The following is a 22,583-nucleotide window of genomic DNA, read 5'->3' on the forward strand; positions in this document are numbered from 1 at the left end:
CATGCATGAACTCACCCTGCTGGCCTTTGAAGCCCAGGTCGACATCCTCAGCGATGCCTTGATGGAGCTCGAAGCCCTGTCGGTCTCGGTCGAGGATGCCGATGCCGACACCGAGCAAGAAGAAGCCCTGTGGGGCGAGCCCGGCATGCCCGTGACCAAGGAAGCCTGGCAGCGCTCCACCATCAAATCGCTGTTCCCGGGTGAAGCCCAAGCGTTAGAAGCCGTGACCCTGATCCTGGCGCAGGACTGGGCCACCGACATCCACGTGCAAGGCATTCAAGAGGTCGAGGACCAGGACTGGGTGCGTTTGACGCAATCGCAGTTCGCGCCGGTGCCCGTCACCGACACCTTCTGGATCGTGCCCACCTGGCATGAAGTGCCGCTTGAGGCCAAAACCGTGATCCGCCTGGACCCGGGCCTGGCCTTTGGCACCGGCACGCACCCCACCACGCGCATGTGCCTGAAGTGGATCGCCCGCAACGAGGCGGCCTTGAAGGGCCAGCGCGTGCTGGACTACGGCTGTGGCTCGGGCATCCTGGCCATCGGCGCAGCCCTGCATGGCGCGGCCGTGGTTGACGCGGTGGACATCGACCCCGCCGCCGTGGAATCGACCCTGGCCAATGCCGAGGTCAATCTGAAGAACGTGGGCGCCCAGCTCAACACCGGCCTGCCCGATCTGGTGGGCGAGGCACAAGCGGCCTACCCCGTGGTGCTGGCCAACATCCTGGCCACGCCGCTCAAGCTGCTGTCGCCCTTGCTGTCCGGCCACGTGGCGCCTGGCGGCCACATCGTCATGGCGGGCATCCTCGCCCGTCAGGAAGACGAACTGAAGGTGGCTTACGGCGCCGTTGGCCTGCAGCTGAGCGTGGCCGATGAAGACGATGGCTGGATCCTGATGACGGCGCAAAAGGCGGCCTGAGCATCCCCAAGGGCTAACCGGGGTCGGAACACCCCTCGGCTCATGGCATCATCCAGCGCCATGAGCCTGGCTACCCGATGCACCCACTGTGGCACGATCTTCAAGGTCGTGCAAGACCAATTGAAGGTCTCTGAAGGCTGGGTGCGTTGCGGCCGCTGCAACGAGGTCTTCAACGCCCTGCCTGGCCTGTTCGACCTGGACCGCGACCCGCCGCCCCAACGGCCCGCCTCCGCGCCGCCACGCCCACCCGAGCCGCCAGCCGAGTACGCGCCACCGCCCCCGGAGCCGGTGGCCGACACCCAGGATTCGACCTGGCCCAGCACCGCGCCCGCCCCGCACATCGAGCAGAACGACTTTGGGCTGGACGACCACCGCCCACACGCGCCCATCGACGACCTGCTGTCGGCCACCGACTTCGAGCTGGACACCTCGGTGGCCATGCCCGGCCAAACCGAGCCACCGGCACCGTCGTTCGAGGCCTACGCACCCACAGCGCCTGAGCCCACCTTCTACGCGCAGCAGCCCGAGGCGCCCAGCCCACCTGAATTCCTGCCCAGCAACCTGCCGGTGACCGACGAGTCCGACGCGCTCGACTCGCGTTACCTGATGCCCTCGGACACCGAACGGCCGCAACGCCGCCGCCGTCGCCGAGGCCCCGATTTCGCGGACGCCGAGTTCCCCACCGACGCCGTGGGCGCGATTCAGGATGACTGGGCTTCTGACTTCGGCCCTTCGTCCACGCCCTACATCGACGAACCACCGCCCCCCCCGGTGAAGCCCTCGGTGGCGGTCAAGGCATCAGCCACCGCCGCGCCCGAAGCCACCGTCGAGGAAGAGACCGCGCCCTCCCGCCTGAGCGAAAATTTCGTGCCTGAGCAGGCCCTCAAGCCGCCCAGCCAACGCAAAGGCCGACCCGGCACGCGCGGCCGCGACCCTGGCGCCGCCAAGACCCCCGAGTTCCTGCGCCGCGCCCACCGTCGTGCGTTCTGGCGCCATCCCGCCACCCGCACCGTGCTCTCGCTGATCAGCCTGGCCTTGGTGACCGGCCTGGCCTTGCAAGCCGCGCACCAGTTTCGCAACACCCTGGCCGCCCACTACCCCGAGACGCGCCCCTACCTGGCGCAGTGGTGCGAGGCCATGGACTGCAAGATCGAAGCGCCTTTGCGCATCGACAGCCTGCAGGTGGAAAGCGCCACCCTGGTGCGCACCAGCTCTGAAGGCGAAGGCACCTACCGATTGGTCGTGGTTGTGCGCAACCGCGCGCCCATCGGCCTGGCCTGGCCCGATGTCGACCTGACCCTGACCGACACCAATGGCGCCGTCGTGGCGCGCCGTGCCTTCTCGCCACGCGATGCCCAATGGCTGGACAGTGCCGACACCAGGGCCGACCCCGACGTGGCCCCCGGCCCCCTGCCCTTGGCCGCCCCGGCCGAACGCAGCACCACTTTGCAATGGCGCCTCCAGGCGCCTAACCTGAAACTGGCGGGCTACACCGCCGAGCTCTTTTACCCCTGAGGATTTTTCAAACATGTCCGTTCTGATTTGCGGCTCGCTGGCCTTTGACACCATCAGCACCTTTGACGGCCGCTTCGCGCAGCAGATCCTGCCCGACCAGCTGCACATCCTGAACGTGTCCTTCCTGGTGCCCACGCTCAAGCGCGAGTTCGGCGGCGTGGCCGGCAACATCGCTTATGGCCTGCACCAGTTGGGCGGCGAACCTTTGGTCATGGCCGCGCTGGGCGTCGATGGCGCCCCCTATCGCGACCGCATGCAGCAATGGGGCATCAGCCTGGAGCACGTGCTGACCGTGACCGACAGCCACACCGCCCAGGCCATCATCATCACGGACAAGGACAACAACCAGATCACGGCCTTTCACCCCGGCGCCATGCAGTACGCCGCGCAGTTGCAGATCACCGCCGATCCCAAGGTGAAACTGGCCATCATTGGCCCCGATGGCCGCGACGCCATGATCCAGCACGCCGAGCAACTGGCCGCCGCCAAGATCCCCTTCGTGTTCGACCCGGGCCAGGGCCTGCCGATGTTCGATGGCGACGACCTCAAGCGTTTTGTCTCGCAAGCCAGTTGGGTGGCCGTCAACGACTACGAAGGCAAGATGCTGGCCGACCGCACCGGCCAGAGCCTGGCCGACATCTCCAAATCGCACCTCAAGGGCCTGATCGAAACCCTGGGCGCTGAAGGCTGCAACGTGTACATCCAGGGCGAAAAAACCCACGTGCCGGGCGTCAAGGCCACCGCCGTGGTCGATCCCACTGGCTGCGGCGATGCTTTCCGTGGCGGCCTGCTCTACGGCCTGTCCAATGGCTGGGACCTGGTCAAGTCCGTGGCCTTGGCCAACCGCATGGGCTCGCTCAAGATCGCCGTGTCGGGCCCGCAAAACTACACGGTCGACCGCGCTGCTTTGCTGGCCGGCTGATCGTTCGGCAATCGTTCGACCAGAGGGCGCTCGCCAGAAGCGCCCCTGTAAAAATCCAGAGGAATCACCCCATGTCTTGCCCTACCGGCCGCCACGCGCTCAGCGTGATGGCGGCGTTCGCGTCTGCCTTGAGTTTGCTGAGCGCCTGTTCTCAGACCAGCGCCGCCCAAGGCGATGGCCTGCGCCTGGCCACCTGGAACCTGGAGTGGCTGCTCACCCCCGCCGACCGAGCCGAGCTGGGCAGCCGGTGCGTGCGCCAGCAACCCCGCAGCGATGAGCACGCCTTGCCCTGCACACCGGGCAAGGCCCAGCCACCCACGCGCACCTCGGCCGACTTTGACGCCTTGGCCCGCACGGCCGAGCAACTGCGCGATGCGCTCAAGGCCGACGTCGTCGCCCTGCAGGAAGTGGATGGCGCCGGGGCCGCCCGCCAGGTGTTCCGCCAAGGCTGGAAGCTGGACTGCTTCGTGAACCGCGCCCACCCGCAAAAGGTGGGCTTCGCCATCCGCGAAGGCACCCCCTACCGCTGCAATGGCGACCTGGGCGCCTTGGACATCGACGGCAGCACCCGCGCTGGCGCCGACATGACGCTCTACCCCGGCACCCCCCGCGAGGTGCGCCTGCTGTCCGTGCATTTGAAGAGCGGTTGCTTCAACGGCAAGCTGGACCGCCAGTTCGGGCCCTGCCAGAAGCTGCGTCAGCAGGTGCCTGTGCTGGAAGCTTGGGTCGATGCCCGCGTGCGCGAAGGCAAGGCCTTTGCCATCCTGGGCGACTTCAACCGACACCTGGACAAGGACGCTCACTATCCCGCCGGGCCGGATGAGTCCCAGCCCTTGAACCTGTTCAACGCCTTGAGCGACAACGAGCCGACGGGCGCCGTGCTGGTACGCGCCACTGAGGGCGCGAGCAGCATGCCCTGCAGTCAGGATGACCGCCACACGCGCTACATCGACGACATCCTGGTCAGCGAGTCACTGGCTGCGCGCGCGGCACAGAAGCAATTCACGCGGGTGCCCTTCGCTGCTGAGGACCAAGGGCGTTTGCTGTCAGATCACTGTCCGGTGGTCTACAGCTTGACTGGGTTGGGGCGCTGATGCGGTCGTGACGTTTGAAGCTTGCTGCGCTTTTGGTGGGGAGCGCGGGGCGCGGGCTGGGGCGGTCTCCGGCAGGGCTTCGGCTTGGTGGTCCCGCTGTTAGCGGGACTGCCTTGCGATGCTCGTGCCGAGGTGGGGCCGTGGAACTCACTGCGCGGATTTCATCCGCTTCGTTCAAACAACCACGGCCGGTCAGATGTTGATGCACGCTGTCGCGTGCCCACCTTGGCACTCCGCTTCTCAGCACCAAGCCAGGCGCCCTGCCGGAGACCGCCCCAGCCCTTGTGCCGCCCCGCTGGTGGCGTGCCACGGTTCCTTTTTCGTGCTGCGCCACCAGCGAGGCGATCAGGGATGAGTCGGTGGCTGGCAGGGCGACGTCGGGGGCGTCGAGGAGCGCAGGGGTGAGGTGGGCGCGCGAAGTGCGCTTCGTCAACTGACTTGCTGTGGCTGTTTGAGCGCAGCGGCCATCAGGCCGCGCAGCGAGTTCCACAGCACCACCTCGACCCGAGCACCGCAGAGCAGTCCGCCGCAAAGCGGTGGACCGCCACCATCGGAGCCCTGCCAGCCACCGGCGATTCCCAGCCTCGCGTTCCCCGGCAAAGCGCTTGAATCAGGCCTTGCCTTGGCTCGCCACCGCAGCCGCCGCCTTCGCGATTGAATCAGCATCGCCCAGGTAGTAACTCTTGATCGGCTTCAGATCAGCGTCCAGCTCATACACCAGCGGGATGCCGTTGGGGATGTTCAGGCCCACGATCTCGTCATCGCCGATGTTGTCCAGGTACTTGACCAGGGCGCGGATGCTGTTGCCGTGCGCCGCCACCACAAGGCGCTGGCCCGACTTGATGGCCGGGGCCATGGCCTCGTTCCAGAAGGGCAGCACGCGCTCCACCGTGTCTTTCAGGCATTCGGTCAGCGGGATCTGCTCGGGCTTGAGCTTGCTGTAGCGGATGTCCTGGCGTTGCCCGCGCGGGTCGTTGGCGTCAAGCTCAGGCGGCGGCGTGTCATAGCTGCGGCGCCACACCAGCACTTGCTCGTCGCCGTACTGCTTGGCGGTTTCGCCCTTGTTCAGGCCCTGCAGGCCACCATAGTGGCGCTCGTTCAGGCGCCAGGAGTTGACCACGGGCAGCCAGGGGCGGTCCATCTCGTCCAGCGTGTGCCACAAGGTATGGATGGCGCGCTTGAGCACCGAGGTGTAGGCCACGTCGAATTCGTAGCCCTCGGCTTTGAGCAAACGCCCGGCCTGTTTGGCCTGTTCGACGCCCGTGGGGGTCAGGTCCACATCGGTCCAGCCGGTGAAACGGTTTTCGAGGTTCCAGGTGGATTCGCCATGGCGAATCAGCACAAGCTTGTACATGGCTTCAAGTCCGGTCGCGTAAAGGGAGTCGGAGATTATAAAATCCCATGTTTGCTACCCACACGAAAGATTTTCCATGAGCTATCTGCTTGAGAACTGGTACTGGCTTGTCGCAGCCTTGGCCTCCGGGGGCCTGCTGTTGTGGCCCCAGATCAAGGGCGGCGCCAATGGTGGCCTGACGCCCGCGAACGCGGTGCACCTGATCAACCGCGAAAAAGCCCAGGTGATTGATGTGTGCGATGCAGCCGAATTCGCCGCTGGCCACGTGGTGGGCGCCAAGAACATCCCCCTGGACACCCTGGCCGACAAGGTCAAAGGCCTGCCCGGCAACAAAACCACCCCCCTGGTGGTGGTGTGCGCCACCGGCGCCCGCAGCACCAAGGCCGTGGCCCAGCTCAAAACCATGGGCTACGAGAAGGCCCAGGTGCTGGCCGGTGGCCTGAAAGCTTGGCGTGAAGCCAACCTGCCGGTCGAGAAATCGGCCTGATGCCACACAAGGGGCGCCCGGTGGGTGACCCCACAGATCAGACGGTCATGCCAAGCGCAGGACAATGTCACCTGGATTGAACTCAAGCCTTAAGCCGAGCCGCCATGCAAGCCGTCAAGATGTACACCACCCAGGTCTGTCCCTACTGCATCCGGGCCAAGATGCTGCTCAAGCAGCGCGGTGTCGAGCACATCCAAGAAATCCGCGTCGACCAGGACCCGGTGCAGCGCCAGCACATGATGGACATCACGGGCCAGCGCACCGTGCCGCAGATCTTCATTGGCGACACCCACGTGGGCGGCTGCGACGATTTGATGGCCCTGGACCACCGAGGCGGTTTGATGCCTTTGCTGGCCGCCTGAAGCCTCACCCCTCACCTGAGGGGGTGCAGGGAGAAGGGCCGCCGTGCCTAGGGAATCCACGGGATGCCGTGAACCACCCAGGGCGTGAATATAGTTCTACTGTATAACTATCTCACACCCACCATGCGCAGCTCCTCCCAAACCTTCTCCGCCGTGGCACTGGCCACCGGCCTGTTCTGCGGCGCCGTCTCCTCGGCCCATGCCGGGCTGTTCGGTCCCAAGCCCACCGAGGCGCAAACGCGCTACCCCATCGTGCTGGTGCACGGCCTGATGGGCTTTGACGACATCCTGGGCCTGGACTACTTCTACCAAATCCCCGCCGACCTGCGCAAGAACGGCGCCACCGTGCTGGTGGCCAAGGTCTCGGCCGTCAACGACAACGATGTGCGCGGCGAACAATTGCTCAAGCAACTCAAGGAATGGCAGGCCGCCAAGGGCTACACCAAGTTCAACCTGATCGGCCACAGCCAGGGCGGCCCCACGGCACGCTATGCCGCCGGCATCGCGCCCGGATTGATCGCCAGTGTGACCACGGTGGGCTCGCCCCACACCATCCCGGTGGGTGGCCGCGTTGATGCCATCGGCACCTTGCTGAACAACTACGTGGGCGTGGTTTCCTTCCTGGGCAATTTCGTGGACTGGGCTTCCGGCCACAAAGATCTGCCGGTTGACGAAGTCGCCCTGAAAGCCTGGTCCGAGAACACCGCCGCCTTCAACGCGCGCTTCCCCGCCGGCATGCCCGCCACACCGTGCGCCAGCGGCCCGGCACTGGCCAGCAATGGCGTGATCTATTACTCGGCCACGGGCAACGTGCCCAAGACCAATGCCTGGGACCCGGCCGACTTGCTGATGGCCGCCGGTGACGTCCCCAGCGATGGCCTGGTGGGGGTGTGTTCAGCCGCCTGGGGGCAGGTGCTGCGCAACGACTACCCCTGGAACCACTTCGATGAAGTCAACCAGGTTTTGGGTTTGATGGGCAAGGGCGCCCCCGACCCGGTCGCTTTCTACCGCCAGCAGGCGGCCCGGTTGAAGCTTCAAGGCCTGTGATCCCACAGGCCTGAAACCACAAACTGTCTTTACTTCAGAGCACTGCGGGGCACCAAAGGCAACACCAGGCTGGAGGGCCGACTTGGGTCGTTGTAGATGGTGCTCACGTTGCCATTGGCCTTCAGCTGCTGCGGCGTGGGCCAGATGCCCTGAGCCTGGTTGCTGGCGCTGATGGCAATGCGCAGCTTGTGGCCCTTGCGGATCAAGGCGGCGGCAGGGAAGACTTCCACAGGCACCAGCATGGCCTGGCCAGGCACCACAGCTTGTTTGGCGGCCATGGTGAACGGGTGCCAAGGCTGGACCATCACGCCCTTGATGTAGCGCGAGCGGCTGGTGTCCACCGCGCGGTGGCTGGCAGACTGCAAGCCGGTCGAGATGGGCGTGGCATTGCCCCACACATCCACGTCATCGATGCGAACCGCCACAGCCGCTTCGGTGTTCGTGGCCGACATCCAGATGTCCGCCTGCATGGGGCCGTTGATGTACATGTCTTCGGTCAAGGGCGCCGTTTGATAGATCAGCGCCTTCTGCGCTTTCTCGACGGTGTTGCTGTTGGTGTAGCACAGCTTGGGCAACAAGCCGCCAATGCCCAGTGACCACTGCACATAGCTGGACGAGCAATCGCTGCCATCGTTCAAGGTCACCTTGGCCTGCACGGTCTTGCCGGTGTCGCTGGCGCTGTAGGTGACCACAGCACCCGTGGGCTCGGCGATGGTGTGGCTGGCCTCAGGCCAGAACGGCGCCTGGGTGGTCAACTTCATGCTGCCGCGCAGGTAATAGCGCTGCGGGGTGACCTGGGGATGCGGCCAGTCGGTGGTGCTGGCAAAGCGCTTGCCCAAGATGCCGTAGCCCTCCACGTACTGCGTGACGTTGGGCAAGGCAGCGGCGCCCACGTTCATGCCACGCAGGTATTGGTCGAACCACTGCAGCATCAAAAACTTGGTGGGAGGTGCGCCATTGGCCGTGCTGTCGTTCTCATCCTTCTGAGCGTTCAGCACCGCCTGAACGTGCGCGCCCGGCACGATCAGCAGCTTGGTGGTGACCTGGTTCTTCAGTTGCTCATAGAGCAGGGGCTCGTCGCGCTGGAAGATGTCGTTCGAGCCCCCCACGATGAAGGTGGGCACCTTGATGCGGGCCGCTTTTTCCAAAGGCGAACGGGTCGACCAGAAGTCGCCGTCGTCGGTGGCATAGCCCGTCAGGCCACTCACGGCGCGGTCGACGGTGGGCAGGTACCAGCTGTCGATGGCCGCGATGTGTTCCTGGTTGGCGGCTTCGATCTGCGTGGCGAAGGTGGGGTGCAGGCTCTTGGCGATGTCGTTCTGCACGCTCAGCGACTGCGTCAGGGGCAACCACAGGCTGATGAACTGGGCGTTGAGCAAACCACCCACACCCACCGTTCCGCGGTAAGCGTCGCCCATGGGCACTTGGGCAAACACGGCCTTCACGGCGGGGTTTTGCTGCTCGGCGGTGAACAAGCTGGTGATGCCCAGGTAGGACGTGCCCGCCAGGCCCAGGTTGCCGTTGAACCAAGGTTGCTTGGTCACCCACTCGACCGCTTCGCCATAGGCGGCCTGTTCGGCCGCGCCCAGCAGGGCACCTTGCCCGTCGGACATGCCGGAGCCCAGCACATCGACCGCGACCGAAATGTAGCCGCGCTTGATCATGAACTCATCTTTGCCACCCACCAGCAAGGTGTTGCCGGTCACGGCAAAGCCGCCCAGCAGTTGGCCCAGGTCAATGCGGTAGGCCGTTTGCGTCAGGACCGCGGGGAAGGCGCCAGGCACGGGAACGCCATTGCCATCGGCGGGCACGGAGACCAGCACCGCCAGCTTTTGACCATTCTTCATCGTGATGAACTGCAGCGGCAGGGTGACGGCCTTGGCATGTTCTTCAGCGCGCGAATAATCCTTCCAAGCCCCACTGGCATTGGCCGTGACCGCCGTGTTGGTCTGGCTCAGGCTGCCCCGCGTGCCCAGGGTGGTCGTGGTCGCAGCCAAGGCGTTGGTGACGCCAGCGGTGAGAAGGACGGCGGCCAGACTGCTGAGTGCGAAGGCGCGCACGCCCTGGTTGGATCGTTGCATGGTGGGGTCTCCTGTTTGGATCCGACAAGCCTAGGGTCCACCAGCACCGCCCGCATTGTCCCAATCGGCCACTTATTGACCATCAGCAGCGCGTTCTAGGGAAAGCCCCGACCGCGATTTGCGCATTGCTGCATGGAAAACCCCCAGACTGCTGCCTACCTTGCCAGCACCCGTGCCTCATGCGAATTTCCCCCCTCAATCTAAAAATCCTGGCCTACGTCCTCGAAGTGGAAGGCTTCAACTCTGAGGCTGCCCTGCAGCGGTGTGGCATCGAATCGGCCGACGATCTGCAAGAGGAAGGCGCTTGGGTTCCCTTGGAACTGTTTGACCGGCTGATGGCCGCCGTCATCGAGGAGACGGGCGACGCGGCCTTTGGCCTGGTGGCGGGCAAGAGCATCGCGCTGATGCGCTATGGCGTGCTCACGCCCTTGGTGCTGGCCACGCCCTGCCTTCGGCAGATGCTCGACGACATCCGCCGCTTTGCCGTGCTGGCCCTCGAACGGTCTGAGGTGGAACTGGCAGAGAGCGGGGCCACTGCCCGCCTGGTGGTGCAGCCCGCGGTTCAAAACGGCTTGAGCCGACACTTTCGCCTGGAGCAGGTGGCCACCAGTTCCATTCAGATGCTGAGATTCGCGGGCGCAAGCCATGCCGACATCCACCACGTCACCTTTCCGCACACCCCCTCGCCCGAGCATGAACAACGCTATGCGGCCACCTTTGGCCAGCGCCTCAGCTTTGGTCAAAAGGAATGTGCGATCACCTTCAACGCCTCCTTGCTGGACACGAAGCTGCCCACCCACGACCCAGTCGCCTACGTGGCCGCCAAAACGCGCGCCGACTCGCTGTTAGCCGCGATGAAAGCGGGCTCCGACATGGCGAACACGGTGCGTGCCTGGTTGCTGAGCGCGTTCCCCAAGCAGCCCACCGTGGCGGAAACCGCCGAGCATTTGGGCTTGAGCGAGCGCAGCTTTCGCAGGCACTTGAGCCTGCTCGACACGACACACGCCGAGCTGTCCCAGGAGTGCCAACGCCTGACGGCCCAACGCCTGCTGGCCGAGGGCAAGCTGCCCCTCAAGCAGATCGCGGACGCGTTGGGTTTCTCATCGGTGCACAGCTTTCACCGCGCCTTCAGAAGGTGGTCGGGCCTGACGCCGTCGGATTGGCGTGAAAGCCGGGGCGGCAAGCCCACGCGCTGATCGCAGACAAGCGCCTGGGCTTGCTTGCAGCACTGCCCCAGACGGCCAAGTATTGACCGACGGCATGCGCTCAAGGGTTTAGCCCATGCAGCCCCAAACATGGCATCAACATACTGAAAAGCTTCCCTGGCAGTTGGCCCGTCGACGCCCTGAGCTCGGCGCGAATCCACCATCGAGAAGCAATCATGATCACGCTACTTCAACGTTGGTACTCAAGCCCCACGCTTCAGCTCACTGCTGCCATGCTGGCCGTTCTTTACTGCCTGACCTGTGCGGCCGTCGCCGCCGAAGACCACGCCACCGATGTCAACATCGCCGTGCCCCCCGCACTGTGCGGGCCAGGCTCGCGGCCAGAAACAGGCCTGCAAGGCCAAGTGCCACTCCAAGACCGGCTCAACGGCCGCAGCCGTCAAGGCTATGCCTGCAACCTGGAACTGGTCGGCCAATACCAAGGCGAAGGCTCGGCCACCATCAGCGCCGTGGGTGGCCATTGCGCCTACATGGCCACGTCGTACGCAGGGCGCGCGCTCAAGAAATCACCCGGCGTGCAAGTCATCGACGTGTCCGATCCGTCCAAGCCCAGCCTGGTTCGGGCATTGGCCACCCGCGCTTTCGAGTACGGAACCTGGGAGTCACTGAAGGTCAATGATGCCGGGACGATGCTGGCAGGGGCCGGAGTTGGCGGAGGCCTCGGCGTTGGCAAGCTCGACCTCTATGACATCACCGATTGCGCCAACCCGAAGTTGCTCAACAGTTCGGCACAAGGCGACTCTCTGCCCGTGAACAACATTGCCCATGAGGGTGAATGGTCGCCCGACGGCAGAACCTACTGGACCTCAGGCCTGGCGGCAGGCGCCCTGACGGCCATCGACGTGAACAACCCCACCAAGCCCAGAACCATCTATTTCGGCGGCTCCACCATCTTTGTCAACCATGGCATGTCCTTCAATGCCGATGGCACGCGCTTGTACATGGCCAGCATCTTCCCTGCAGGCATCGTGATCCTCGATGTCAGCGACATCCAGAACCGCAAAGCCTCGGCCCCACGGGTCAGGCAGATCGCCAAGGTCACCTGGAAGGACGGCTCCACCACGCAACGGGCGGTACCCGCCACGATCAAGGGCCGCCCCTACCTGATCGCCATCGACGAACTCGGGGCTGAGAAATCGGGCGGCGGCATTCGCTTCATTGACATTTCAGATGAGCGAAATCCGATCATCGTCTCGCACATCCGGCTGGCGATTCAGCTGAAAGAAAATTTCGAGACCACCAAGCAAGACAGCGCTGGCAATGGCATCTTCAAGTACGACGCGCACTACTGCGCCCTTGATCGCCAGGTCGAGCCCACGGCACTGGCTTGTGGCTATTTCCAATCCGGCATCCGGGTGTTTGACATCCGCGACCCGTTCAAGCCCAAGGAAATCGCCTACTTCAACCCACCCGCCCAGACCGGCAAGAACGCGCTGTTGCCGGGCTCGGACCACGCGGGCTCGCCTGTGTTTGGCAGCATCCTGGGCAACAGGATCACGGACCCAGCCTTGCTGCAGGTCCAGGCCAGCAAGAGCAAGCTGCCAGACCTGACCGCCGACTGGTGCTCATCGGCACCGCAGTTCGTCAATGGCCAGCTGTGGACGACCTGCAACGACAACGGCTTCATGGTCCTCAAGTTCACCAATGGCATCTACCCGCTCACCCGTTGAAGGCGCATGGCGCAATGCCTGTGTGCTGATGGTTCTATTTGCAGCGGGCGCCGCCCCGCTCGTCGGCCATCACTGGCTGGGGCTGCCCGCTGCCAATGCCCCCACGGAGACAGCGCCCGCCCACCTTGCCCACGGCCCGGTCGACATCGGATTCGCCCAGGACATGTCGGTGCACCACGAACAGGCATTGACCATGGCACGCATGGCCCTGGCGCAAGGATCGCCCCAGGTGCGGCTGCTGGCGCAAGGCATCATCAACCAGCAGTTGAAAGAGATCGGCTATCTGCAAGGCTGGCTGATGCTGTGGAATGCCCCCAGCGTCGCGGACTCGGGCGAGATGACTTGGATGAGGACGGCCTATGCCCAGGCCCGTCAGCGCGTCCCGGCCTACGACCAGTTCATCGAGAGCTGCGCCCAGGGCCAGGGCATGCCCGGCTTGGCCACGCCCGTGGAGCTGGAAGCGCTTGAGGCCTTGTCCTTGCCAGACCAATTCGACCGGACCTTCCTGGCGTTGATGATCCGTCATCATCAGGGGGCCATCGTCATGGCCCAGTTCACCTCCGAGCACGCGGCATCGGACATGGTTCGTGGCTTTGCCAAGGCCATCGCCGCCGAGCAGCTGCAGGAAATGTCTCAGATGCTGACGCTGCTGAGAGCCGGTTGAGCACCCCGCCGGGTTGACCGCGCAGGCCAAAGATTCACCCTGGCCCGTCACTCAAGGGAAAACCCCTCGGCCCGACGCCCTGAACCGTGAGCGATCGCCCCCAAAATGCGCCCGACCATTGCAGCCAAAATGTCAGGCTGTGCGCATCGCTCTTTGCATCGGCTCACCATGTTGATCTCCCCCATCCACCTTCGTGTCCTGGCCACGGTTCTTGACCTGGAGGGCCACGCCTCCAAGCTGGTTTTGAAAGCCTGCGGGATTGAATCCATCGAACGACTGGATGATTCGAACTGGGTGCCCTTGAGCTGGTATGACCGATTGGTGCAAACGGCGATGGCGCACACGCGATCGCCACACCTGGGCTTGACGGCGGGCACCAGCCCGGCCAATCACCGGTATGGCCTGCACCCCATGCTGGCCGTGCACATGCCGAGCTTGCGCCAGGGCCTGACGGACATCATGAAGTTCACTCCGCTGCTGCTGGAGCGCCCCGAGATCTCGCTTCAGGAAACCGGCGATCTGGCCAAGGTCATCATCAGCCCCATCCTGGAGCGTGGGCCCGCCGCCCTCTTCAGGATTGAATTCATCGCCGTGGCGATGATGCAGATGCTCCGGTATGGCGGCGCCGCGGCGATCCGCATCTCGGGCGTCCATTTTTCTTACCCACAGCCCGCACACCACCTCAAGTACCAAGCGCACTTCGGGTCGGGCCTGGTGTTCAACGCATCGGAAAACGCCATCGTTTTCAACCGCGCGGCCTTGGACCAGCCCCTGCCCTGGCATGACCGGGTCAGCTACCTCGAACTCAAGACCAGGGCAGAGTTGAGTTTGAGCACCCTGACCAGGCAGACAGACCTGATCCAGCGCGTCAAGAACGTGCTGATCGCGTCGTTTGAAGAGGCCCCGTCGATGGAATACGTGGCCCAGCAGCTGGGCATGAGCCAACGCAGCCTGCGCAGGCACCTGAGCGGTCTGGGCACCAGCCACACCGACCTGGTGAAGGCATGCCGACAACTCATGGCCGAAAACCGGCTGGCCGACACCGCGGTGCCCCTCAAGCAAATCGCGGGTGAACTGGGTTTCTCGTCGGTCACCTGCTTTCACCGCGCGTTCAAAACTTGGACCGGCATGACGCCGCAAGCATGGCGAGACCAAGGCCGCAGCCACGGCGGGCTCACGCCTTCTTGATGAACTCCGACTTCAACTGCATCGAACCAAAGCCTTCGATCTTGCAATCGATGTCGTGGTCGCCCTCGATCAGTCGGATGTTCTTGACCTTGGTGCCCACCTTGACGACCGAGGACGAGCCTTTGATCTTGAGGTCCTTGACCACGGTGACCGAGTCGCCATCTTTCAGCACATTGCCGTAGGCGTCTTTCCACACGCGAGGCTCGGTCGCGGCCACGGCAGCGTCCTGACCCCACTCATGAGCGCAATCCGGGCAGATGAACAGATCGCCATCCGCGTAGGTGTGCTGGGAATGGCATTGAGGGCAGGACGGCAGATCACTCATCGGGTTCCTTGTGGGGTGGCCGGACATTGTCGTGGAGAACAGTCGGCAAGCAGCGGCTCACCAAGGCGGCGTCGATGCCGAGTCGAAGCGCTCCACCAGGAAATCCAAAAAAACGCGCACCTTGGCCGACAGGTGATGCCGCTGAGGATAGATGGCGTGGATGTCCGCCACCTCACCCCCCCAAGGCGCCAGGATGCGAGACAAGCGGCCGCTGCGCAGGTAAGCGGCCACGTCCCACTCCGACCGCAGCACGATGCCATGGCCAGCCAAGGCCCAATCCAGGGCCACTTCGCCATGGTTGGTGCTCAAGGGGCCCCGCACTTTCAGCATGAGCTGGTCCTGGCCGTTGGTGAGCTGCCAATGGTTGAAGGTGGCGGTGTTTTCGCGGATGACGATGCAGCGGTGCTGGGCCAAGTCCTGCGGCGCGCTCGGCACCCCGAACTCAGCAAGGTAGTTGGGCGAAGCGCACAGCCATCGCCGGTTGCTCGCGACGCGCCGGGCCAGCACGCGGGCATCGGGGGGCGTGCCGAACTGGATGCCGACATCGATCGCGTGCTCGATCAGGTCCAGCGGGTGGTCCGTCAAGGTCAGGATCACCTCCACCTGCGGATACCGCAAGGTGAAATCGGAGATCGCCGGGGCCAGGTGGCGCCGCCCAAAGCCGAACGTGGCATTGACCCTCAGCACGCCCCTGGGCGCTTGGCGGTCTGCCGCCAACGACTCCTCCAGCCCCTCCAGGTCGCGCAGGATCTGCTCACCCTCGCTGAGGTAACGCTGCCCTTCGGCGGTGAGGCTCAAGCGTCGGGTCGTGCGGTTGAGCAAGCGCAATCCGAGGCGCTTTTCCAAAGCGGCCAGTCGGCGGCTCACGTTGGGCGGGGTGATGCCCATCTCCTGGGCGGCCGCGGCCAAGCTGGGCTGGCGCGCCAGGGCCACGAAGAAAGCCAGGTCAGAGACAGTGTTCATTCGTGCGCCTTTCGCAAGGATGAATTGCGAACAAGTCGATTGTATTTATTTTACGCATCAATACCATGGAAGGCATGCTTGCCATCCTCCCCCTGCTCACCGCTTTGCTGATCGGCGCCAGCCTGGGTTTCATGGGCGGGGTCTTCGGCATCGGGGGCGGCATCATCGCGGTGCCTTTGCTGGTGCTGGGCTTTGGCCTGGACCAACCCATCGCGCAAGGCACGGCCCTGGTGCTGATGGCGCCCAACCTGCTGGTGGGCTGGTGGCGCTACCACCAGCGTCATCCCATGAAATGGCAGGCCATGTCCGCCATCGCCTTGTCGGCCTCGCTGACGACCTGGCTGGTCGCCCAGGTGGCCACCCGGATGGACCCGCTGGTGCTGCGGGTGATTTTCAGCGTGTTCATGGTCGTGCTGGCCCTTCGCTTGTGGCACACCGCCCAGCACCATCAAGCCGACGCCCCGCCCGTGGAGCGCCCCCTGAACCTGCGCGTGCTGCCCCTCGTCGGCATGGTCGGTGGCTGCAGCATGGGGCTGCTCGGCATTGGCGGCGGCCTCATGGCGGGGCCTTTGCTGTCCGGCTGGCTGGGGCAGCGCCAAACCACGGCACAAGGCTTGTCCCTGGCCCTGGTCGCGCCCAGTTCGGTCGTGGCCCTGGCCACTTACGCGGGGGCCCACCACGTCGATTGGGCCTTGGGCCTGCCCATGGCCGTCGGGGGCGTGCTGACCGTGTCAGCGGGTGTGGCCCTGGCCCACCGCCTGCCTGAGCGGCCCATGCGCTTGTCGTTCGTGGCCATCCTGATGGCGACCGCCTTGTGGCTGGTCGCGGCCCCACATGGATGAGTGCTGGCGGCCAGGTGCCCATGCCAAGCCGATACACTGACCGCAGGCGACATGGGGCGCCTGCTGGCCCTGCTGCACGAGATTGAGCACATGAAAACTTACGACATTGAAATACAGCGCCTTAAATCGGCGAAGCATTACAACGGCCTGATCGAAATCGGCGTGGATGTGTTGGTGCAAGCCCGGCCAGCGCGTGATGAGCACACCGGCACCACCTGCCTGTCCCTGCCGGTCGATGACGCGCGCACCCTGCTGATTTTGCTCAAGCAGCAAATCACCGAGCTGGACAAATTGCAGCCGCGCAGCCGGCGATCGGGACGGTGCTGAGGCCCAGCCCCGTCAATGGCGGCCTGTCGGACTGAGCCTACGCCTGGCGTAGGTCCTGGCTGGCTGCAATGGGCCCGCCCCCTGGTCATGATCGTGGACACACACCCTGCCCACGAAAGCCCCAACATGTCCACCAGCCCCGCCCTTGCCGCACAGGCACCCATTGCCGAAGGCTCGCCGTGGTCCCAAACTGCCCCATTGTTCGTGGTGCTGAATGGCGGATCGGGGCACATCCAGGCCCAGGAAAGGGTGGACACGGTGAGGCGCGTTTTTCAGGAAGCTGGTCGGCATTTCGAACTGTTGGAAGTGAGCGATCCCCAGCAACTGCCTCCCACCATTGCGCGCGCCATTGAACTGGCCAGGCAGCACCACGGCGCCGTGGTGGCAGCCGGGGGCGATGGCACCATCAATGCGGTCGTGCAACAGGTGTTGCCCACGGGCCTGCCGCTGGGCATCTTGCCGCAGGGCACGTTCAATTACTTCGGCCGCAACCAAGGCATCTCGTCTGACATCGAAGAGGCGGCCCGTTCACTGCTGACCGCCCAACTCAAGCCGGTGCAAGTGGGCCTGATCAATGAACAGGCCTTCATCGTCAACGCCAGCATGGGCTTGTACCCCACCTTGCTGCAGGACCGCGAAGCCTTCAAGCAACGCTTTGGGCGCAGCCGGGTCGTGGCCCTGCTCGCCAGCCTGGCCACCATGCTGCGCGAGCACCGCGACTGGGTCATCAAACTGACGCTGGACCACAGCACGCACACCATCGTCACGCCCACCTTGTTCGTCGGCAATAACGCGCTGCAGATGGAACAGATCGGCATCCCCGAGGCACCCGCCTTGCAGGATGGCCAACTGGTGGCCATTGCCGTCAAGCCCGTGGGCAAGCTGGCCATGCTGGGTTTGCTGCTGCGTGGCGCTCTGGGCCAACTGGGCGATGCCGACAAGGTGTCGAGCTTCGCCTTCACCAGTTTGACCGTGTCACCCCGGCGCCCTCACCGGCCCCGGCGCCTGAAGGTGGCCACCGACGGCGAAGTGATCTGGATGAACACACCCTTGCACTTTCGGCCCTCACCACGGCCGCTGATGCTGCTGGTGCCGATGTGAGCGTGTTGCTGCAGATTTCCGACCCTCATTTCGGGACCGAGCAGTCCCCCGTGATGGCGGCCTTGCTGCGGTTGGCCCAAGCGCAGAAGCCCGACATCGTCGTCTGGTCGGGCGACATCACCCAAAGGGCACGGCGCTCGCAATTTTCCGCGGCACGGCGCTTTGCCGATGAGATCACGACCCCTCACCGCCTGGTCATTCCCGGCAACCATGACATCCCCTTGTTCAACGTGGCGGCGAGGCTGCTGGCGCCTTATGCCAACTTTCAACACGCCTTCGGCCCGGAACTGGCGCCCTGCATCTCGACCCCACAGTGGCTGGTGATCGGGGTCAACACCACGCGCCCCTGGCGCCACAAAAATGGTGAGGTCTCGGCCGCGCAGATCGGCCACGTGGCCGACCGGCTGAAGGCCGCGCAGCCAGGCCAGGTCAAGGTGGTGGTGGTGCACCAGCCAGTGTGCGTGACCCTCGACAGCGATCGCGAGAACCTGCTGAAGGGGCATGAAGCGGCCTTGTTGAACTGGGGCGCGGCCGGTGTGGATCTGATCCTGGGTGGGCACATCCACCTGCCCTATGTGGTGCCGCAGCACAGCTGTGGCGGCGCCACCGAACGGGCCTTCTGGGTGGTGCAGGCGGGCACGGCTTTGTCGTCCAGGGTGCGGGGGGGCCAGGCCAACTCGGTCAATCTGATCCGGCGGGCCCGCATGCCCGGTCAAGCCACATCCATTGAGCGCTGGGACTACGACCAACAACACGCGGCCTTTGCGCTGGTCAGCAGGTTGGACGTGAACGTGCCGACAGCGCGATGACGCACAAAGCCATCCACACCAGCGCCTCCACCACACCGGCCAACACGTCGGTGAGAAAGTGAACGCCCAGGTACACGCGGCTCCAGCACACCAGGCCGATCACTAGCAGAGCGGCCACGCCCGTCACCCATCGCCACCCCGGGCCGCGCACGTGCACCAAAACCACCAGCGCAAAAAAACCATACAGCAGGGTGGTGCCAGACGCATGCCCACTGGGAAAGCTGAAGGTGGCCAAATGCAGCAGGGCCTCGTCCGCGCCGGGCCTCGGCCGCGCGAACCCATGCTTGAGCAACACATTGAGCGCGGAGCCTGCCGGGAAAAACAGCCACAAGGGCAGCAACCAATGGCGGTGCCCGCGCATCACCCACAGACACACGGACAAGCCCACGGTGTAGACCGAGATGGCCATGACCGAATGCAGGTTCGTGATGAGCAGCAAGGCCTGCGTCAGGGCGGGTGAACGCGATTGAAGGGCCCATTCGGTGGCCTGGGTGTCCAGCCCATTCTGATGTCCCTGGGTCATCACCAGCCAGGCCAAGCCCATGAACCCGGGCACGCCCAGGCACAGGATACCCACCGCCAGCGGGCGCAGGCGCTGAAACGCCGCCCGGGGAAAATTGCCCAGCCGCCCCAGGCCCGCCACGCTACTGGTCCTGCTGCAAACGCTGCAGCAACTCGGCCGTGGGATGGCCATCCGCTGGCCAACCCACACTGCTTTGAAACGCCCGCAAGGCCTTGCGTGTGGCGGGCCCCATTTGCCCATCGGGTGGGCCGCTGTCAAAGCCGCGGCGATTCAGGGCCGCTTGCAGGGCCAGCATTTCGCCACGGGTCAGCGCACGCAAATCCAGGGGCCAGGGGGCCTGAACGCCAGGCCCACCGCCAATGCGCTGCGCCAGCAGGCACACGGTGAGCGCGTAACTGGCCGAGTTGTTGTAGCGCAAGATGGTGCGGTAGTTGCGGCCCACCATGAAGGCGGGCCCACGTGCCCCGGCGGGCATCAAGATGGCCGCATCCGCCAGCGACGGCCACGGCGCATCGCCCATGGAGCGCACCCCTTCGGCCGCCCATTGCGCTGATGACTGCAGCACGGCTGGGTCGGCGCGAGCCGGATCGAAACCCGCGGGCAGTTGAACCTCCAGGCCCCAGCCCTCATCAGCCCGCCAACCCGACTTCGCCAGGTAGTTGGCGGTGGAGGCCAGCACGTCGGCCATGCTGCCCCAGATGTCTCGGCGCCCGTCGCCATCGGCATCCACCGCATAGGCCAGGTAAGACGACGGCATGAACTGTGTCTGGCCCATGGCACCCGCCCACGAGCCAATCATGCGGGCCCGGTCAATGTCACCCTGCTGAAGGATCTTCAAAGCCGACAGAAGCTCGCCGCGCGCCCAGGTTTCGCGCCGCCCCTCGAAGCCCAGTGTGGCCAAGGCATCGATGACGGGCACATCGCCGTAGTTGCCCCCGTAGTTGCTTTCGATGCCCCACACCGCCATCAAGATGGGGCCGGGCACACCATGGCGCGCCGTGGCCGCCTCAGCCTCCAGGCGCAAGTCCAGCTGCTTTTGCTGACCCGTGGCCACGCGCTGCGGCGTGATGACGGCGTCCAGGTAATCCCAGACAGTGCGCGTGAACTCAGGCTGGGCGCGATCCGCCTCGACGGCCCGATGCCGAAGTTGCACGCCATCCAAGGCGCTGTGCAAGGTGGCCTCGTCGATGCCTGCAGCGCGGGCGGTTTCACGGTAGTTCGCCACCCATTGCGCGAAGCGCTGCTCAATGGGCACGTCGGTGGGAGCCTGCGTCGCGGGGCCCGAGGCACAGCCTGACAGGACGGCCAGCGCCAGCAGGGCTGACCTGAGGTGAAGGGAAGGCAAAGGCATGAGGACTCCAGAAGCCCACCCAGTCTACTGAACCCATGATGACCCCATGGACTCCCTGATCACCGCCGCTGCGCGCGCCCTCGCAGCGGGCGATGCGCTCGGTGCACTCAAGCGTGTCGCCCTGCGCGATGACCCACCCGCGCTGGCACTGCGCGGCATCGCCATGGCCCAACTGGGGGAACACCCCCGCGCCCGGGAGTTGCTGCGCCTCGCCGCCCGTGGATTTGGCGCCAAGGAAGAACTGGCGCGTGCACGTTGCGTGGTGGCCGAAGCAGAAGTGGCCCTCGCGATGCGCGACCTGAGTGGCCACGTCAGTTCGCTGCGCGCGCTGGCCGCGGCAACGGCCACGCTGGACGCACGCGCCGACCATGCCAATGCCCAGCAAGCCCGCCTGATCGCCGTGCGTCGGCTCCTGCTGCTGGGCCAACTTGACGAAGCCGCCGCCACCCTGGACCAGGCCCAGGCAGCACTCACCCGTGCGCACGAGGCGGCCCTGCACGCGGGCGTCCCGGCCTTGCTGGCCGAAGTGGCCGAGCTGCGGTCTTCGCTCGAACACACGGCCGCTCGGCGACTCTCGCCACAAGGCGAGCAAGCCTTGCGTCTGGACGAGGTCGCGGCACTGATGGACTCAGGCGCCTTGGTGCTGGATGCCTGCCGCCACGGCCTGCGCGCGGGCGATGCCTGGTTAGCGCTGGTGCGTCGGCCCGTGTTGTTCACCCTGGCCCGAGCGCTCGCCGACGCCTGGCCCAGCGATGCTGACCGCACCCAGCCAGCAGCCCACCAAGCCGAAATCGTGCGCGAGTACGGACCTTTCGGCGACGCTGATCGCATCCACGGTGTCACCCACGACGGCCAGCGCGTTTGGGCGGCCACGGGCGCCCAACTGCTCGCCTTCGACCCCCAAAGCGGCGAAGCCAGCCGCACACTGAACGTCGCCTGCGATGCCGGCACGGCCTTCGATGGCACCCACCTGTATCAGATCGCCGAGACCCGCATCGACAAGATCGACCCAGCCACCGGCCAGGTGGTGGCGTCGATCCCCGCCCCCGGCAGTGGCAGCGATTCGGGCTTGACGTGGGCCGAAGGCAGCCTTTGGGTGGGGCAGTACCGAGACCGCAAAATTCACCAGGTCGATCCGCAGACCGGCCGGGTGCTGCGCCGCATCCATCCGCAAAGCGGTGCCGTGCTGGAGCGCTTGGCCATGCCCAGTGGCACCGGGGTCAGCGGGCTGGAGTCGGATGGGGCCGAGCTTTTTTATTGCGGCGGGGGCATGAGCGGCAAGGTCCGCGCTGTGCAACGGCCCAAAAGGACGACGGCCATCAGCGGCTCGCGATCACAGGCTCGATTTTCTGAGCGCGCTGAGTTGCCTTTTCAAGGCTTGAATGGCTTTTATGTGGGCCTGCTGGGCGTCTTGCTCATACTGCGCCACCGCCAATCGGCGCAACTCAATGCCCTTGGCCAAAGCCGCACGGTACTTGGATTCCGTGTAAGTGTTCTGGCTGCCGATGTAGATGTTTTTGATCTGCGAAGGACGGCCCAAGCGCGGCAGCAGAACGGAAAGCCCAGCGACCATCGGCCGACCTGGGCGAGCCCGAACAATCGGGCCTGAAATGCCAGAAGGCAAATCAGAGGTCTTGCTCGAGCTGGGTGCCCTTTGGGTGGCAACAGGGGGCGGCACGGCCGCCGCGCGTGCGATCAGTTCGGCCATCGCATTGGCCAGCGACTTTTGGGGGTCAGCGCTCGGCCCATCTGAGAACAGCTTGGTGCCCTGAAACCGAACTTGCCAACCATGGGTTGACTGGGAATCAATGCG

21 protein-coding genes and 2 pseudogenes are annotated in these 22,583 nt (G+C 65.0%); 17 read left to right on the top strand and 6 right to left on the bottom strand.

From position 1 onward, the window contains the following. Window position 1: 1 nt before the first annotated feature. The 4 genes from prmA to PSV38_RS00490 all read left to right on the top strand — a co-directional run bounded on the left by prmA (window position 2) and on the right by PSV38_RS00490 (window position 4,450). Window positions 2-919: a 50S ribosomal protein L11 methyltransferase gene (prmA, locus tag PSV38_RS00475; protein ID WP_300543585.1), complete on the top strand. Its 918-nt coding sequence runs from the start codon at window positions 2-4 to the stop codon at window positions 917-919. A gap of 42 nt (window positions 920-961) precedes the next feature. Further along, window positions 962-2,434, top strand: a complete 1,473-nt coding sequence (locus tag PSV38_RS00480; protein WP_300543588.1) for a zinc-ribbon and DUF3426 domain-containing protein — start codon at window positions 962-964, stop codon at window positions 2,432-2,434. A 13-nt stretch (window positions 2,435-2,447) separates the two neighbouring features. Continuing rightward, entirely contained in the window at window positions 2,448-3,356 is a 909-nt protein-coding gene (locus PSV38_RS00485) for a carbohydrate kinase family protein (protein ID WP_300543591.1), read from the top strand. Between the two features lie 71 nt (window positions 3,357-3,427). Then, window positions 3,428-4,450, top strand: coding sequence for an endonuclease/exonuclease/phosphatase family protein (locus PSV38_RS00490; protein WP_300543594.1), 1,023 nt, complete (start codon window positions 3,428-3,430; stop codon window positions 4,448-4,450). Window positions 4,451-5,060: 610 nt separating this feature from the next. Here PSV38_RS00490 and gpmA read toward each other — a convergent pair. Then, on the bottom strand, window positions 5,061-5,804 hold the full coding sequence (gene gpmA, locus PSV38_RS00495; protein WP_300543596.1) for a 2,3-diphosphoglycerate-dependent phosphoglycerate mutase: 744 nt from the start codon (window positions 5,802-5,804) through the stop codon (window positions 5,061-5,063). A gap of 76 nt (window positions 5,805-5,880) precedes the next feature. On the opposite strand from gpmA, the gene PSV38_RS00500 reads away from it, so the two are divergent. From PSV38_RS00500 to PSV38_RS00510, 3 genes are all read left to right on the top strand, one after another. Next, window positions 5,881-6,291 carry a rhodanese-like domain-containing protein gene (locus PSV38_RS00500; protein ID WP_300543598.1) on the top strand — a complete coding sequence of 137 codons (411 nt, stop codon included), beginning with the start codon at window positions 5,881-5,883 and terminating at the stop codon, window positions 6,289-6,291. Window positions 6,292-6,395: 104 nt separating this feature from the next. Further along, complete coding sequence (grxC, locus tag PSV38_RS00505; protein WP_300543600.1) at window positions 6,396-6,653, top strand: glutaredoxin 3; 258 nt, start codon at window positions 6,396-6,398, stop codon at window positions 6,651-6,653. Window positions 6,654-6,776: 123 nt separating this feature from the next. Continuing rightward, window positions 6,777-7,700, top strand: a complete 924-nt coding sequence (locus tag PSV38_RS00510) for a triacylglycerol lipase (protein WP_300543602.1) — start codon at window positions 6,777-6,779, stop codon at window positions 7,698-7,700. A gap of 29 nt (window positions 7,701-7,729) precedes the next feature. Here the strand turns inward: PSV38_RS00510 and PSV38_RS00515 are convergent, their stop codons facing one another. Further along, entirely contained in the window at window positions 7,730-9,781 is a 2,052-nt protein-coding gene (locus tag PSV38_RS00515) for a CocE/NonD family hydrolase (protein WP_300543604.1), read from the bottom strand. Between the two features lie 179 nt (window positions 9,782-9,960). On the opposite strand from PSV38_RS00515, the gene PSV38_RS00520 reads away from it, so the two are divergent. The 4 genes from PSV38_RS00520 to PSV38_RS00535 all read left to right on the top strand — a co-directional run bounded on the left by PSV38_RS00520 (window position 9,961) and on the right by PSV38_RS00535 (window position 14,529). Further along, window positions 9,961-10,977: an AraC family transcriptional regulator gene (locus tag PSV38_RS00520; protein WP_300543606.1), complete on the top strand. Its 1,017-nt coding sequence runs from the start codon at window positions 9,961-9,963 to the stop codon at window positions 10,975-10,977. A gap of 185 nt (window positions 10,978-11,162) precedes the next feature. Further along, window positions 11,163-12,677: a hypothetical protein gene (locus PSV38_RS00525; RefSeq protein ID WP_300543608.1), complete on the top strand. Its 1,515-nt coding sequence runs from the start codon at window positions 11,163-11,165 to the stop codon at window positions 12,675-12,677. Further along, a complete protein-coding gene (locus PSV38_RS00530; RefSeq protein ID WP_300543610.1) occupies window positions 12,652-13,341 on the top strand; it encodes a DUF305 domain-containing protein in 690 nt (229 codons plus the stop codon). Before PSV38_RS00525 ends, PSV38_RS00530 begins: the two co-directional genes overlap by 26 nt. Window positions 13,342-13,509: 168 nt before the next feature. Beyond that, window positions 13,510-14,529 carry an AraC family transcriptional regulator gene (locus PSV38_RS00535; protein ID WP_300543612.1) on the top strand — a complete coding sequence of 340 codons (1,020 nt, stop codon included), beginning with the start codon at window positions 13,510-13,512 and terminating at the stop codon, window positions 14,527-14,529. On the opposite strand, the gene PSV38_RS00540 is transcribed toward PSV38_RS00535, so the two are convergent. Together PSV38_RS00540 and PSV38_RS00545 are read right to left on the bottom strand one after the other, a co-directional pair. Continuing rightward, a complete protein-coding gene (locus tag PSV38_RS00540; RefSeq protein ID WP_300543615.1) occupies window positions 14,516-14,854 on the bottom strand; it encodes a zinc ribbon domain-containing protein YjdM in 339 nt (112 codons plus the stop codon). The genes PSV38_RS00535 and PSV38_RS00540 overlap by 14 nt on opposite strands. Before the next feature lie 57 nt (window positions 14,855-14,911). Next, entirely contained in the window at window positions 14,912-15,817 is a 906-nt protein-coding gene (locus PSV38_RS00545; protein ID WP_300543618.1) for a LysR family transcriptional regulator, read from the bottom strand. 74 nt (window positions 15,818-15,891) lie between these two features. On the opposite strand from PSV38_RS00545, the gene PSV38_RS00550 reads away from it, so the two are divergent. From PSV38_RS00550 to PSV38_RS00565, 4 genes are all read left to right on the top strand, one after another. Further along, window positions 15,892-16,659: a sulfite exporter TauE/SafE family protein gene (locus PSV38_RS00550; RefSeq protein WP_300543621.1), complete on the top strand. Its 768-nt coding sequence runs from the start codon at window positions 15,892-15,894 to the stop codon at window positions 16,657-16,659. A gap of 51 nt (window positions 16,660-16,710) precedes the next feature. Next, complete coding sequence (locus PSV38_RS00555; RefSeq protein ID WP_300543623.1) at window positions 16,711-16,986, top strand: hypothetical protein; 276 nt, start codon at window positions 16,711-16,713, stop codon at window positions 16,984-16,986. 126 nt (window positions 16,987-17,112) lie between these two features. Further along, window positions 17,113-18,087 carry a diacylglycerol kinase family protein gene (locus PSV38_RS00560; RefSeq protein ID WP_300543625.1) on the top strand — a complete coding sequence of 325 codons (975 nt, stop codon included), beginning with the start codon at window positions 17,113-17,115 and terminating at the stop codon, window positions 18,085-18,087. Next, complete coding sequence (locus PSV38_RS00565; RefSeq protein ID WP_300543627.1) at window positions 18,084-18,896, top strand: metallophosphoesterase; 813 nt, start codon at window positions 18,084-18,086, stop codon at window positions 18,894-18,896. Before PSV38_RS00560 ends, PSV38_RS00565 begins: the two co-directional genes overlap by 4 nt. On the opposite strand, the gene PSV38_RS00570 is transcribed toward PSV38_RS00565, so the two are convergent. Both PSV38_RS00570 and PSV38_RS00575 read right to left on the bottom strand, forming a co-directional pair. Further along, window positions 18,859-19,539: a phosphatase PAP2 family protein gene (locus PSV38_RS00570; RefSeq protein WP_300543629.1), complete on the bottom strand. Its 681-nt coding sequence runs from the start codon at window positions 19,537-19,539 to the stop codon at window positions 18,859-18,861. The genes PSV38_RS00565 and PSV38_RS00570 overlap by 38 nt on opposite strands. Window position 19,540: 1 nt before the next feature. Then, window positions 19,541-20,770: a lytic murein transglycosylase gene (locus PSV38_RS00575; protein WP_300543631.1), complete on the bottom strand. Its 1,230-nt coding sequence runs from the start codon at window positions 20,768-20,770 to the stop codon at window positions 19,541-19,543. Between the two features lie 46 nt (window positions 20,771-20,816). Here PSV38_RS00575 and PSV38_RS00580 point away from each other — a divergent pair. Further along, window positions 20,817-21,533, top strand: a pseudogene (locus PSV38_RS00580) (helix-turn-helix domain-containing protein); the annotation flags it as partial. A 27-nt stretch (window positions 21,534-21,560) separates the two neighbouring features. Then, window positions 21,561-22,079 (top strand): annotated as a pseudogene (locus PSV38_RS00585) (hypothetical protein); the annotation flags it as partial. Between the last annotated feature and the right edge of the window lie 504 nt (window positions 22,080-22,583).

It is taken from the genome of Aquabacterium sp. (assembly GCF_029946005.1).
Taxonomy (GTDB): Bacteria; Pseudomonadota; Gammaproteobacteria; order Burkholderiales; family Burkholderiaceae_C; genus Aquabacterium.